This is a genomic window from Rhizobium ruizarguesonis, from assembly GCF_017357285.1.
GTDB lineage: Bacteria > Pseudomonadota > Alphaproteobacteria > Rhizobiales > Rhizobiaceae > Rhizobium > Rhizobium ruizarguesonis.
Window position 1 is genome coordinate 3,944,316 of sequence record NZ_CP071678.1, and the last position, 13,236, is coordinate 3,957,551.

The following is a 13,236-nucleotide window of genomic DNA, read 5'->3' on the forward strand; positions in this document are numbered from 1 at the left end:
TTTTGTACAAAAAAGATATTGTTATTCCAACCAAGGAATAAGAAGCTATATCGCGATAACACTGTTCCAGATCTCGAACAATGGTGCAACGCAAACTGCGGATTTGAAACCGATGGATCAGCTCTCGGCAATGCGCGTCTTCATTCGCGTCGTGGAGACGGGCAATTTCACTCGCGCCGCCGACATGCTCGCCATGCCCAAGGCGACGGTAACCAATCTCATCCAAGGCCTGGAGGCGCATCTGCGCACCAAGCTTTTGAATCGTACCACGCGCCGGGTGATGGTGACCACGGACGGCGCGCTTTATTACGAACGCGCCGCCCAGATTATTTCGGAACTGGAGGAACTCGACGGCAGCCTTTCCAATTCACAGAGCCTGCCGAGCGGGCGGCTCCGCGTCGAGATGGCCGGCGCTTTTGCCGATTGGATCGTCGTCCCCGCACTATGCGATTTTTATCAGCGTTATCCCGATATCCGTATCGACCTCGGTGTCGGCGACCGCACGGTCGATTATCTTGCAGAAAATGTCGATTGTGCGCTGCGGGCCGGCACGCCGGCCGACCAGTCGCTGATTGCGCGGCGCGTCTCCGAAGTCGAGATGATCACCTGTGCTTCGCCGAGCTACATCCAGAAATTCGGCATGCCCGAGCGGCCGGAAGATCTGGAGGCGGATCATTACTCCGTCAACTATTTCCGCGCCCAGAACAACCGGACGCTGCCCTTCGAATTTCGCCGGCACAACGAGGTGATCGAGACCAGTCCGCGTTACATCGCCTCGGTCAACGATAGCCGCACCTATCTGACGGCTGCGCTGACGGGTCTCGGCATCGCGCAGGTGCCGATCTTCATGGCGCGCGAGCCGATGGCAAGGGGCGAGCTCGTCCGCGTGCTGCCGGATTGGCGTCGCGATCCGCTGCCGCTCTATGTCGTTTATCCGCCGAACCGCCACCTCAGCAACAAGGTCCGCGTCTTCGTCGACTGGCTGGTGAAGCTTCTGGTCGAGGCGAGACTGAACGACGTCTGAGCGCCAAAACAAATACGGCCCGGAAGGCAGGGGAACCTTCGACGGGCCGCAATGTACAACTTTGAACATCAAGCCTGTCGCACGGTAGCAAGGGCGCGGCAGGCTCTGGAGGTTCGGAAGAGAGCGGCAGGGAATTCCACTCTCTCGCGATAAAACAGATATACGCACTCCCCGCAGGATTGTAAGAAAAAATTCCGCAATCGCGTTCACATAATTGCGATGAGGGCCTGGCTCCCATGTTTCCGCGCGGGGCGGCGGTCCAGGTTTCAATTCCTGACAGCCGGCTTCAGCAGGTCCTCGAGGCCGATGCGGCGGAACAATTCCGCCCGGACACGGTCGGCAACGCCGTTGACGATCTCCGCGCCGTCCTCGGACGGATCGATATGGACGCGGAACGGCCTCGTACCGAAGGGCTTGCCGACGACATCGACGATGGCGGCGGCTACCGCGCCGGCATCGGCGTCGGCCGGTTCAAGCGCTGCCAGGCCCTGCAGCGCCTGCTCCGGCACACCCTTGTAGGGTCCTTCATTATATTCGGCGGCGCGGGCAGTATCATCCGGCGAGCCGGAATGGGCGAAATGGTTGGTGCCCTTGGTGAAGGCGCCAGGCACGATGATCGAGGTCTCGATGCCCCAGCGGGTAAGCTCGCTGGCATAGGAGACGGCAAGTGAATCCATCGCCGCCTTGGCGGCGAAATAGGGCGAGAGATAGGGAGGCGTGCCGCCACGGCTGCTCGACGACGATACCCAGACCACCAAGCCCCTGCCCTGCCTGCGAAGATAGGGAAGTGCAGCGCGGTTCACACGCTGGGTGGAGAGCACGTTGACGTCGAAGAGCTCGGCGAACTGTTGCGGCGTGAAGGCTTCTGCCGGGCCGAAGGACATATGGCCGGCATTGTGGAGGATGACATCGAGGCGACCAGCATCGGCGATAATCCTGGCGATGCCTGATACAACCGAAGCGTCGGAGGCGACATCGAGTTCGACGCTGCGCAGATCGACATTATTGTCCTTGGCGAATTGAGCAGCGTCGGCGACGGCGGCAGCGTTGCGGCCTTCCGTGGTACGCATGCCGGCATAGACGGTGTGACCGGCCCTGGCCAGCGCGCGGGCGGTAAGAGCGCCGAAACCGCTGGAAGCGCCTGTTATGACGATGACTTGCTTGCTCATGATCGTATTCCTTCTAGGTTCGATTGGGGTTGGCTGAAGTGGAAGCTTGGGCGGGCGACGGCCGGAAGACCGTCGTCGGTCTTTCGTCAGATCACGCCGCCATTGGCGCGCAGCGTCTGGCCGTTGATCCAGCCGCCATCAGGGCCGGCGAGGAAGGCGACCGCAGCGGCGATGTCGTCGGGCGTGCCGAGACGCTCCAGCGGGTTCATCTTCGCCATCCGGGCAACGAGTTCGTCCGACTTGCCGTTGAGGAAGAGGTCAGTTGCAACGGGACCGGGCGCGATGGCGTTGACGGTAATGTTACGGCCGCGCATCTCCTTGGCCATGATCGCCGTCAGTGTTTCCACGGCAGCCTTGGTAGCGGCGTAGACGCCATAGGTTTCGAGCTTCAGGCCGACGACGGATGTCGAGAAATTGATGACCCGGCCACCGTCGCGCAGACGCTTGGCGGCTTCCCTGAGCGTATTGAAGGTGCCCTTCAGGTTGACGCTGATCTGGCGGTCGAAATTAACGTCGTCGGCCTCGGCAAGTGAAGACAGCATCATGATCCCGGCATTGTTGACGAGCACATCGACGCCGCCGAAGGCGGTTTCCGCAGCATCGAACATGCGGCGGACGGCTTCGACATCGCCGACATCGGCCTTCGCCGTCAGTGCCTTGCCGCCCGCCTGCTCGATCTTCTCAGCCAATTCCTCGGCCGGAGCGGCGTTGCCGGAATAATTGATGACAACGGTAAAGCCGTCTCTGGCGAGGCGCTCTGCGACTGCTGCGCCGATGCCGCGGGAAGCGCCAGTCACCAGTGCGACCTTGTTTTCGTTGCTGGCCATTTTCGTTCTCCTTCAGGGATGCGCCGCAGCGCGTTTTCGATGAGGAGAAGATGCCGCTTTTCTCTGGGCGGATAATCAGGCATTATCCGGCATCACTATCCGGGAATGACGAACAAACAAGATGGACAGATTCGATGCCATGCGGGTCTTTTCCCGCGTCGTGGAACGCCGCAGCTTTACTCTTGCGGCCGAAGATACCGGCCTGCCGCGCTCGACCGTCACCGATGCGGTGAAACAGCTCGAAGCCCGTCTCGGCGTGCGCCTGCTCGAGCGTACGACGCGCCATGTCAGCCCGACGCTCGACGGCGAAGCCTATTACCAGCGCTGCCTGTCGATCCTCGCCGATATCGAGGAAGCCGAAGGCGCCTTTGCCGGCGCCAAACCGAAGGGCATGCTGCGCGTCGACGTGCATGGCACGCTGGCCCGCCATTTCGTGCTGCCGAGCCTGCCGTCCTTCCTGGAGACCTATCCTGAGATCGAATTCTACATGAGCGAGGGCGACCGGCTGGTCGACCTGGTGCGCGAGGGCATTGACTGCGTGCTGCGCGTCGGCACGCCTCAGGACAGCGACATGATCGCCCGGCGCGTCGCCATGCTTGTTGAGGTGACACTCGCCTCCCCCGCCTATATCGCCCGTCACGGCCAGCCGCAGCATCCGAACCGGCTTGCCGGCCATCGCATGGTCGGCTTCCGCTCCAGCGGCACCGGCAGTCTGCTGCCGCTCGAATTTATCGTCGACGGCGCAGTAGCCAACATCGGCATTCCGGCGACCGTCGCCGTCAATGCCGCCGAAAGCTATATTTCAGCGGCCAGGCTGGGCCTCGGCATGATCCAGATCCCGCGCTATCACGCTGAAAAGGATCTGGCCGAAGGCACGCTGGTCCAAGTGCTGCCGGATTTTCCGCCGATGCAAACACCGGTGTCCCTGCTCTATCCCCGTAACCGCCAGCTTTCGCCGCGCGTACGCGTCTTCATCGACTGGCTGGTGAAGGTCTTCGCTCGACAAAATTCTGAAAACGCGCTTCACTAAAATGCGCTTTGCTAATATGAGCGCCCTCGGAGAACGGCCATGGCACTCAACGATATCACCGTCTACCAAACGGAGGACGGCTTCGTTGTCGAATTCGGCGGCGAAGGCGAAGACAGCGTTGCAGTGACGCTGCGCAGCACGCCTGAACTGACGCCGGAAAACGCCGTCTTGCGGGCCAAGGCCCTGCTCGCAGCGGCGATCGAACCTGCCCATGGCGACAGCGCCCGCGGCAAGGATCCCGCTTTGCTCGAAGAAGAGCTGGAGGAGGGTCTGGAAGATTCTTTCCCCGCGAGCGACCCCATCTCGGTCACCTCATCGTCGATCCCGATGCGCGATCCGAATGCCGGCCGTTAGACGCGGCTTGGCAGATCGGCAAGGGGAATGCTATCGGCGTTCATCATGACGGATGCAATGACGAATGGCGCGATCGGCGTCGGCGCACTTGCCGGCGAAAGCCTCAGAAAATTTTTCGAGCGCGATGCGATCACCGTCTCTCGCGACCTGCTAGGCTGCCATCTGACCGTGGATGGCGTCGGCGGACGCATCACCGAGACCGAAGCCTATTTCCCCGATGACGAGGCCTCGCACAGCTTCCGCGGCCCGACCAAGCGCAACGGCGCCATGTACGGCAAGCCGGGCAACGTCTATATCTACCGCATCTACGGCATGTACTGGTGCCTGAATTTCGTCTGCCATCCGGGCTCGGCTGCCCTCATTCGCGCCCTGGAGCCGGAAACGGGAATCCCTGTGATGATGGCGCGGCGCGGCACCGATATGCTGACGTCGCTCTGCAGCGGTCCCGGCAAGCTCTGCCAGGCGCTCGGCATCGATATAACGATCAATGACAGGCTGCTCGATCGCCCGCCCTATGTGATCGCGCCGTCCGCGCCCGTGCCGATCGTCTCGGGAAAACGCATCGGCATCACCAAAAATGCCGAAGCACCATGGCGCTTCGGCATTCAGGGATCGCGATATCTCAGCAAGCCGTTCCGCTAGAACATGATGCCGAAAAGTGCGACGCGGTTTTCCCCGGAATTGCGGCAACGCCTGGAGTTCACTCCATCACCGCGCTGTGGTCGATGGCAGGCGCTGCCTTGGGTTTGCGCAGCAGGAGCACCAGCGGAATGACCGCAAGCGACATCAGCATCAGCAGCTTGAAATCGTCCATATAGGCGATGATCGTCGATTGCAGCGTGATGATCTCGTTGAGTGACGCGCGTCCGGCCGCCGTCAGCGGGCTGAGCCCCTGCGCCGCCGCCGCGTTGAAGGCGTGGTTGAACGGCGTCACATAGGCTGCGATTGATTCATGATTGCTCTGTGTGTTTTCGACGATCAGCGCCGAGACGATCGAGATGCCGACCGACGAGCCGATGTTTCGCGACAGGTTATAGAGGCCGGTGCCGTCGCCGCGCATATGGGCGGGCAGCGTGGCAAAGGCGATCGTCGTCAGCGGCACGAACAGGAAGCCGAGGCCGGCGCCCTGGATGAAACCGACGGAGACGATCGTCCATTGTGAGACATCGGGCGTCCAGCCGGTCATGTCGTACATCGCCCAGGCGGTAAGACCGAGACCGAGCACCAGCAGCAAGCGCGTATCGACCTTGCCGATCAGCCGTCCGACGATGAACATGCAGAGCATGGTGCCAAGCCCGCGCGGCCCCATCACGATGCCGGCGGTGATCACGGGATAGCCCATCAGCGTTTGCAGATAGGGCGTCATCAGCGCCAGCGAAGCGAGATAGGTGATGCCGATCACGAAGATGAAGATCATGCTGATCGAAAAATTCTGGTCGAGAAACAGCTTCGGGTTTACGAAGGATTTCTCCGCCGTCAGCGTATGCACGACCAGCAGATAGAAGGCGGCAGCGCAGATCAGCGCCTCGATGACGATCTCGCCCGAAGAGAACCAGTCGAGCTGCTCGCCGCGGTCGAGAAAGAGCTGCAGCGCGGCGATGCCGAGGCTCATCATCCCAAAGCCGAACCAGTCCAGCTTGGCAAGCAGATCCCGCTTGGTCTCGGTGACGAAGACGACGATGCCCATGAAGGCGAGCGCGCCGATCGGCACGTTGATATAAAACACCCAGCGCCAGCTGATATTGTCGGTCAGCCAGCCGCCGATGACAGGCCCAAGCACCGGCCCAACCATGACCGAGACGCCGAAAAGGGCCATGGCCGAGCCGCGCTCCTCGACGGTATAGATGTCGAGGAGGATGCCCTGGGAAAGCGGCACCAGCGATGCGCCGAACAAGCCCTGCAGCAGGCGGAAGGCGACGATCTGGTTCAGCGATTGCGCAAGGCCGCAGAGGACGGAAGCGACCACGAAACCGACAATGGCGACGAGCAGCACGCGCTTGCGGCCGAACTTGGCGGCAAGGAAGCCGGAAGGTGGCGTCATGATCGCCGCCGCGACGATATAGGAGGTCAGGACCCAGTTGATCTGGTCGGCCGAGGCCGACACGCTGCCCTGGATATAGGGCAGCGCCACGTTGGCAATCGTCGTATCGAGCGCCTGCATGATGACAGCGAGGATGACGCAGGCGGTGATCGCACCCCGATTGGCAATCGGGGCTGCCGGGGAAGCGGGAGCGTTACTCATGACCCTTGCCCTGAGGCCGGCCCAGAAGTGCGTTGACGAAATCGGGCAGGCCGCGGACGTGGCCGGTCTCGACATCGACGACCGTGCTCATGCCGACGCGAAGCGGCGGCTTGCCGTCCGTGTCCTCGATGCTGACGCGCATCGGAATGCGCTGGACGACCTTCACCCAGTTGCCCGTGGTGTTCTGCGCCGGCAGCAGCGAGAAGCTGGAGCCGGAGGCCGGGCTGATGCTCTCGACCTTGCCCTTCCAGACCACACCCGGATAGGTGTCGACGGAGATATCGGCCGTCTGGCCGGGCTTGACGTAAGTGAGTTCGGTTTCCTTCGGGCTGGCGGCGATCCAGAGATGGTTGGTGCCGACGAGCGAGAAGGCCTGCTGCGAGGCTTCCAGGTAGGAGCCGACCTGCAGCGCGTTGACGTTGGTCACGATGCCGTCGAACGGCGCCTTGACGACGCTGTGGTCGAGTTCGCGCTGGGCATTGTCGACCTGCGACTTGGCCTGCAGGTAGAGCGGGTTTTCCTCGACCGGCTGGTCGGCATTGCCGCCGAGTTGGGCGAGCGTCGTTGCGGCTTCCGCCTTGGCGACGGCAACCTTCTGCTGTGCGGCTTCCAGATTGTGCTTGGCTTCGTCATAGGCCGACTGCGTCGCGCTGCCGTTGTTGACGAGGTTTTGCTGCCGGTCGAACTGATCCTGATAATAGGGCAGATCGGCTTGCGCCTGCGTGATCTCGGCAAGCGATTGCTGATAGCTGGCCTTGAGATTCATGATCTGGTTGCGCTGCGCGCCGAGCTGCGCCTTTGCGCCATCGAGCGCGATCTTGAAAGAATCCGACCGCAGGCGGAAGAGCACCTGCCCCGCCTTGACCGCCTCGTTCTCATGCACGTTGATCTGGTCGGCGATGCCCGAGACATCGGTGGTAAGCCCGACCATATCGGCCTGGATATAGGCGTTGTCCGTCGACATCACCTGACCACCATTGACGTAATAATAACCGCCGACGACGAGCGCCACCGGCAGCAATGCAAACAGGATCGGCCGCGTGAGACTGCGCCGGCGGCGGACCTTGTTGCCGCCAGGCGCAGCCACGGCGGCAGCCGGCGCTGAATTGGATGAAGGCGCTTCGGCTACCGTTTCCTGCTGTTTCGCTTGGTTTTCTTCGACAGGAGTCGTGATCTTGGCATTGGCGTCGGCAACGACGCGGAGGGGAGATTGATCAGCCATCGTTCGTCTCATTCTCGTCAACCGGGCTCCGGCATGCCTGAACCAGGTTCGTCTTCATTACGGATAGGATGTGGAAAAGCTGCTCGCGCTGCTCGGCCGAAACGCTTTGCAACGCTTCTGCGCGGGTGGTGTCACCGAGCTCGCGCATTTCGGCGAGCAGCGGGTGCGCCTCGTCGCGCATGTAGAGCAGCCAGATGCGGCGGTCGGTCGGATGCTGGCGGCGCTCGATCAGCCCGCGTTCGGCGAGCTTGTCGAGAATGCGCACCAGCGTGATCGGCTCGACTTCGAGGATTTCGGCAAGGCCGCCTTGGTGAATGCCTTCGTTATTCGAGAGATAGGCAAGCGTCTGCCATTGCGACCGGGTCAGCCCAAGGCACTTCGCGCGTTGCTCGAACCGCTTGCGCAGCAGCCGTGCGACATCGTGGAGAAGGAAACCGAGGGTCGGAGTGGCGTTCATGAAAACCTGTAACCGTTATTTATAAGCATACTTATAATATCGGTAGATATATTGAGCATGCGCCTTGTACAAGGGCATGAACGGCAGATTCAACGGCAGCGGCGAAAATGCCGCAGACTGGGTCAAGCATATCTGCGGCTCCTCCCTTTCTCTCGCGCCGACGAGATCGACGATGATGTCTTTCACATGCTGGAACAGGAGCTCGACTGGGGCCGAACTCGCCGCCCTGCCACCCCGGCAGAGACGAGATCGTCGAGAGCTGATGCCCTCTGTGACGTTTTGATGGATTCCGGAATCGTTACCAATTGGCATTTGCAATTTTTCGCCGCTGCCGTTTATAGTCCAATTCCATAGGGTTACGATTTTTCCGATGTGCATTGCGTGCCGGCCTTCCTTTTCCAGGGGATTGAATGCCGGGGGAATCACGGGGGCAGAGACCCTCGTTCAAAGCAGCAAGACATGAACAGCATCACTTCATCTTGAGGTTGGCGGCAGTGAATCGGCCGTCGAGATTGGAGGACCGGTATGACTTACGCGCTTCGACAGATGGTGGTGCTTGGCTGTATTGCCGCATTCATGCCTCTCCCCGCGCTGGCCCAGAGCGCCCCGCCGCCCCCGCCCGTCACCGTCGCCAAGCCTGTCGTGCGCGATGTCGTCGACAGCGACGAGTTCATCGGCCGTTTCGAGCCCGTCGACGAAGTCTCCGTCCGTTCGCGCGTCGGTGGTTACCTGCAGGAAATCCATTTCCAGGACGGCGCCCTGGTCAAGCAGGGCGATCTGCTCTTCGTCATCGACCAGCGGCCGTTCGTAACCGCGCTCAATCAGGCAAAGGCAGCACTCGAAGCCTCGCAATCCGCCCTGGTCTTTGCCGATGCGCAGTATAAGCGCGCGCAATCGCTTGCTTCGAGCGGCAGCCAATCGGCGCAGACGCTGGACGATCGTCGCCGCGAATTCGATTCGGCCCAGGCCAATGTCCGCGGCGCCCAGGCTGCCGCCGATCGCGCATCTCTCGACATGGAATATACCGAAATCAAAGCGCCGCTCAGCGGCCGTATCGACCGCCGGCTGATCTCCGCCGGCAACCTCGTGCAAACCGACCAGACCATTCTCACGACGATCGTTTCTCTCGACCCTATCGATTTCTATTTCGACGTCGATGAGCGCCGCCTGCTGAATTTCGCCGACACGGCGCGCAAGCTGGGCAAGGATCTCCAGCAGGGCGGTGGCGGACTGGATGTATCCGTCACGATCTCCGATCCCAATGCCAAACCATTCAAGGGAAAGCTCGATTTCGCCGAGAATCGGGTCGACAATGAGAGCGGCACCATTCGTCTGCGTGCCCGCTTCCCCAACCCCGATCTCGTCCTTCAGCCCGGCCTCTTCGGTCGCATACAAGTCGAAGCTTCCAACACCTACCAGGCCATTCTTGTCCCCGACGAGGCGATCGGCTCGGACCAGAATGAGCGCGTTGTTTATGTCGTCGCCGAAGACGGCACGGTTTCGACCAAGCCCGTAAGGCCCGGACCGCGTCTCTACGGCTACCGGGTCATACGCGAGGGCCTTGATGGCACCGAGACGATAATCGTCAACGGCCTGATGCGCGCCCGGCCAGGTGCAAAGATCACGCCTCAGATGACCGAACTGCCGCAGGAGCGGCAGGACACTGCGCCCGAAACCGCCGGCGCGGAGAGCGGACAATGAGATTTGCTCATTTTTTCGTGGACCGGCCGATCTTTGCGGCCGTGATCTCGATCCTTCTTCTCGTCGTCGGCGGCATTGCCTATACGCAATTGCCGGTATCGCAGTATCCGGAGATAGCGCCGCCGACCATCGTCGTGCGCACCTCTTACCCGGGTGCCGACCCACAGACGATCGCCGATACCGTTTCGACGCCGCTCGAACAACAGATCAACGGCGTCGAAGACATGCTTTATATGTCTTCTTACTCCAGCGCCGACGGCGCCATGTCGCTGACGATCACCTTCAAGCTCGGCACCGATCTCGACAAGGTCCAGGTGCTCGTCCAGAACCGCGTTTCCATCGCCCTTCCCCGTCTTCCCGAAGAAGTCCAGCGACTTGGCGTGACCACCGACAAAAGCTCGCCGGATCTGATGATGGTGGTGCATCTGCTTTCGCCGTCGCACCGCTATGATCAGCTTTACGTCTCGAACTACGCCCGCAACCGCATCCGCGACGTTCTCGTGCGCCTAGACGGCGTCGGCGACGTGCAGATCTTTGGCGAACGCCAGTATTCGATGCGAATCTGGCTGGATCCGGAAAAGCTCTCCGCCTACGGGATGACGTCAGATGACGTCGTCTCCGCATTGAGAGACCAGAACGTTCAGGTATCAGGCGGCAAGATCGGTGCCCCACCCGTCACCGGCAAGAATGCATTCGAATATACGGTGCGAACGGACGGCCGCTTCTCCGACGTGCGCGAGTTCCGATATGTCATTGTGAAATCGACGACTTCGGGCCGGCTCGTGCAGTTGCAGGATGTCGCCCGGATAGAACTCGGCGCACAGGATTACGTCACCAACAGTTATCTCAACAACGATCCCGCAGTTGCTCTCGGCATCTTCGCCCGGCCGGGAACCAACGCCCTGGACACGGCCCATCAAGTCCAGACGCTGATGAAGGACATATCCCAGAATTTCCCGCCGGGTCTGGAATATCGTATCGTCTACGACACGACTGAATTCATCTCGGATTCGATCACCGAGGTCTATAGAACCATCGCCGAAGCGGCCATCCTGGTAGCAATCGTCGTTCTTGTCTTCCTGCAATCCTGGCGAACCGCGATCATTCCAATCATTGCCATCCCGGTATCGCTGATCGGCACCTTCGCCGTCCTGCTCGCCTTCGGCTTCTCGCTCAACATGCTCACCCTGTTCGGTCTCGTGCTGGCGATCGGTATCGTCGTCGACGACGCGATCGTGGTGGTGGAAAACGTCGAGCGCAATCTGGCACGCGGCATGACGCCGAAGCAGGCGTCCCATGTCACGATGGACGAAGTCGGAACCGCCGTCGTCGCCATCTCGCTGGTGCTGATCGCCGTGTTCGTGCCGACAGCCTTCATTCCAGGTATCTCTGGCCAGTTCTACCGGCAGTTCGCGGTCACGATCTCCGTCACCACTGCAATTTCCGCATTGAATTCGCTCACACTGTCGCCCGCGCTCGCAGGCATATTGCTGAAAACCCATGACCACGAAACCAAGCGCACGAATGTCGCATCCCGTCTGGGAAGAGGGCTTGCAGACGGCTTCAATCATGGATTCGATCGGCTGAGTTCCGGCTATTCGTGGACCGTTCGGCATCTGGTCAGCAGTTGGGTAGGGTTGACAGCCGCGATGGTCACCTTCGTCTGCCTGCTGGGAGCAACCTGGTATATGGGCACGAAAGTTCCCGCGGGCTTTATCCCGACCATGGACCAGGGTTACGCCATCATCGTCATACAGCTACCGGACGGCGCCTCGCTCGCCCGTACCGATGCCGTCGTCAAACAGGTGGGCGATATCGCCCGCACCGTGCCCGGCGTCGGCAATGCCGTGCAATTTGCCGGCTTCAGCGGAGCGACATTCACCAATGCCTCGAATGCCGGCGTCGTCTTTGTCCCGTTCAAGTCCTTCGCCGAACGTGAAGAAGGCGGGGAGAACGCCAACAAGATCATCGGCGAGCTTTACGGCAAGCTGCAAAGCATCCAGGAAGCCTTCATCATTGCCATCCCCCCGCCATCCGTGCGTGGCGTCGGCAATTCCGGCGGCTTCAAGATGCAGATTTCCGATCTCGAAAACGCCGACATGACGCGCGTGCTCGGCCTCGCTCGGCAGATGATGGGTGCGGCGGCAACGACCGAGGGGCTGACCGGCGTCTTTACGACATTCTCCGATGCAAGCCCGCAATATTTCCTGGCGATCGACCGCGACAAGGCGCGTTTCCTGAATGTGCCGATTCCCAATATCTTCAACGCCCTTTCCATCAATCTCGGCGTCGCCTATGTCAACGACTTCAATGCGTTCGGCCGCGTCTACCAAGTTCGCGCCCAGGCCGACCGGCAATACCGCATGGACCGGGAAGACATCCTCGCCCTGAAGGTCCGGTCGGCGACCGGGGCGCTGGTTCCGCTTGGAACCTTGATGGACATCCAGGATGCCAGCGGCCCGGCGCTTGTCCAGCGCTACAACATGTATGTCTCGGTGCCGCTTCAGGGCAATCCGACGCCAGGCACGTCGACGGGCGATGCCATCGCCAAGATGGAAGCGCTGGCAGCCAAGATCCTGCCGCAGGGGACCACCTTCGAATGGACGGAACTTGCCTATCAGGAGACCCACACCGGCAACACCGCCATCTATATCTTCGCCCTGTCCGTCGTCTTCGTCTTCCTGGCGCTGGCGGCACAATATGAAAGCTGGGTTCTGCCCCTGGCGATCATTCTCATCGTCCCGCTGGCGGTGCTCGCGGCATTGATCGGTGTCTCGCTGAGGGGAATGGACAACAATGTCCTGACGCAGATCGGCCTGATCGTCTTGATTGGCCTTGCGGCCAAGAACGCCATTTTGATCGTCGAGTTCGCCAGGCAGGCGGAAGACGAGGGCAAGTCGCCGGTGGAGGCGGCCATCGAGGCCAGCCATCTTCGCCTGCGCCCGATCCTGATGACGGCATTCGCCTTCATCTTCGGTGTTCTGCCGCTTGCCATCGCCACCGGCCCCGGCGCCGAAATGCGCCAGTCGCTCGGCACCGCCGTATTCTCGGGCATGCTCGGCGTGACCTTCTTCGGCCTGTTCCTGACGCCGGTCTTCTACGTCGTGCTGCGCGGCTGGCGCCGCAACCGCCCGGCCACTGTAGAACCAGCGAAGACAGAGCCGGTCGAGGAAGGGGTCGTCTGAGACGATCCCGCCCGGCTCTGCAGCG

12 protein-coding genes are annotated in these 13,236 nt (G+C 61.2%); 6 read left to right on the forward strand and 6 right to left on the reverse strand.

The window, feature by feature from the left end; genetic code table 11:
• Positions 1–112: 112 nt before the first annotated feature.
• Positions 113–1,024, forward strand: a complete 912-nt coding sequence (locus tag J3P73_RS19485) for a LysR family transcriptional regulator (RefSeq protein WP_003561999.1) — start codon at positions 113–115, stop codon at positions 1,022–1,024.
• Between the two features lie 266 nt (positions 1,025–1,290).
• On the opposite strand, the gene J3P73_RS19490 is transcribed toward J3P73_RS19485, so the two are convergent.
• Entirely contained in the window at positions 1,291–2,193 is a 903-nt protein-coding gene (locus J3P73_RS19490; protein WP_207579687.1) for an SDR family NAD(P)-dependent oxidoreductase, read from the reverse strand.
• Positions 2,194–2,279: 86 nt separating this feature from the next.
• Positions 2,280–3,020, reverse strand: a complete 741-nt coding sequence (locus J3P73_RS19495) for an SDR family oxidoreductase (RefSeq protein ID WP_018073689.1) — start codon at positions 3,018–3,020, stop codon at positions 2,280–2,282.
• A gap of 121 nt (positions 3,021–3,141) precedes the next feature.
• On the opposite strand from J3P73_RS19495, the gene J3P73_RS19500 reads away from it, so the two are divergent.
• Genes J3P73_RS19500 through J3P73_RS19510 form a run of 3 tightly spaced genes read left to right on the forward strand, consistent with a single transcriptional unit; the run spans position 3,142 to position 5,046 of the window.
• A complete protein-coding gene (locus J3P73_RS19500) occupies positions 3,142–4,050 on the forward strand; it encodes a LysR family transcriptional regulator (RefSeq protein ID WP_018073688.1) in 909 nt (302 codons plus the stop codon).
• 39 nt (positions 4,051–4,089) lie between these two features.
• Entirely contained in the window at positions 4,090–4,404 is a 315-nt protein-coding gene (locus J3P73_RS19505; RefSeq protein ID WP_018073687.1) for a hypothetical protein, read from the forward strand.
• A gap of 27 nt (positions 4,405–4,431) precedes the next feature.
• A complete protein-coding gene (locus J3P73_RS19510; RefSeq protein WP_130692503.1) occupies positions 4,432–5,046 on the forward strand; it encodes a DNA-3-methyladenine glycosylase in 615 nt (204 codons plus the stop codon).
• A 58-nt stretch (positions 5,047–5,104) separates the two neighbouring features.
• Here J3P73_RS19510 and J3P73_RS19515 read toward each other — a convergent pair whose 3' ends face one another.
• From J3P73_RS19515 to J3P73_RS19530, 4 genes are read right to left on the reverse strand one after another with little or no spacing between them, the layout of a single operon-like run.
• Complete coding sequence (locus J3P73_RS19515; RefSeq protein WP_018073685.1) at positions 5,105–6,646, reverse strand: DHA2 family efflux MFS transporter permease subunit; 1,542 nt, start codon at positions 6,644–6,646, stop codon at positions 5,105–5,107.
• Positions 6,639–7,868 carry an HlyD family secretion protein gene (locus J3P73_RS19520; protein ID WP_130692505.1) on the reverse strand — a complete coding sequence of 410 codons (1,230 nt, stop codon included), beginning with the start codon at positions 7,866–7,868 and terminating at the stop codon, positions 6,639–6,641. The genes J3P73_RS19515 and J3P73_RS19520 overlap by 8 nt, the downstream gene beginning before the upstream one ends.
• The gene (locus J3P73_RS19525; protein WP_018073683.1) at positions 7,861–8,325 is read right to left on the reverse strand and encodes a MarR family winged helix-turn-helix transcriptional regulator; all 465 of its coding nucleotides are present in this window, start codon (positions 8,323–8,325) and stop codon (positions 7,861–7,863) included. Before J3P73_RS19525 ends, J3P73_RS19520 begins: the two co-directional genes overlap by 8 nt.
• A 15-nt stretch (positions 8,326–8,340) precedes the next feature.
• Positions 8,341–8,703: a hypothetical protein gene (locus tag J3P73_RS19530; protein ID WP_024319355.1), complete on the reverse strand. Its 363-nt coding sequence runs from the start codon at positions 8,701–8,703 to the stop codon at positions 8,341–8,343.
• 147 nt (positions 8,704–8,850) lie between these two features.
• On the opposite strand from J3P73_RS19530, the gene J3P73_RS19535 reads away from it, so the two are divergent.
• Both J3P73_RS19535 and J3P73_RS19540 read left to right on the forward strand, forming a co-directional pair.
• Positions 8,851–10,026, forward strand: a complete 1,176-nt coding sequence (locus J3P73_RS19535) for an efflux RND transporter periplasmic adaptor subunit (protein WP_018073681.1) — start codon at positions 8,851–8,853, stop codon at positions 10,024–10,026.
• Positions 10,023–13,211, forward strand: coding sequence for an efflux RND transporter permease subunit (locus J3P73_RS19540; protein ID WP_018073680.1), 3,189 nt, complete (start codon positions 10,023–10,025; stop codon positions 13,209–13,211). Before J3P73_RS19535 ends, J3P73_RS19540 begins: the two co-directional genes overlap by 4 nt.
• The last annotated feature ends 25 nt before the right edge of the window (positions 13,212–13,236 follow it).

Bases quoted from the DNA above. Each gene is read 5' to 3' on its own strand.
- J3P73_RS19490 (WP_207579687.1), bottom strand. From the start codon at position 2,193: ATGAGCAAGCAAGTCATCGTCATAACAGGCGCTTCCAGCGGTTTCGGC.
- J3P73_RS19540 (WP_018073680.1), top strand. From the start codon at position 10,023: ATGAGATTTGCTCATTTTTTCGTGGACCGGCCGATCTTTGCGGCCGTG.
- J3P73_RS19485 (WP_003561999.1), top strand. From the start codon at position 113: ATGGATCAGCTCTCGGCAATGCGCGTCTTCATTCGCGTCGTGGAGACG.
- J3P73_RS19535 (WP_018073681.1), top strand. From the start codon at position 8,851: ATGACTTACGCGCTTCGACAGATGGTGGTGCTTGGCTGTATTGCCGCA.
- J3P73_RS19495 (WP_018073689.1), bottom strand. From the start codon at position 3,020: ATGGCCAGCAACGAAAACAAGGTCGCACTGGTGACTGGCGCTTCCCGC.
- J3P73_RS19505 (WP_018073687.1), top strand. From the start codon at position 4,090: ATGGCACTCAACGATATCACCGTCTACCAAACGGAGGACGGCTTCGTT.
- J3P73_RS19520 (WP_130692505.1), bottom strand. From the start codon at position 7,868: ATGGCTGATCAATCTCCCCTCCGCGTCGTTGCCGACGCCAATGCCAAG.
- J3P73_RS19515 (WP_018073685.1), bottom strand. From the start codon at position 6,646: ATGAGTAACGCTCCCGCTTCCCCGGCAGCCCCGATTGCCAATCGGGGT.
- J3P73_RS19500 (WP_018073688.1), top strand. From the start codon at position 3,142: ATGGACAGATTCGATGCCATGCGGGTCTTTTCCCGCGTCGTGGAACGC.
- J3P73_RS19510 (WP_130692503.1), top strand. From the start codon at position 4,432: ATGCTATCGGCGTTCATCATGACGGATGCAATGACGAATGGCGCGATC.
- J3P73_RS19525 (WP_018073683.1), bottom strand. From the start codon at position 8,325: ATGAACGCCACTCCGACCCTCGGTTTCCTTCTCCACGATGTCGCACGG.
- J3P73_RS19530 (WP_024319355.1), bottom strand. From the start codon at position 8,703: ATGCACATCGGAAAAATCGTAACCCTATGGAATTGGACTATAAACGGC.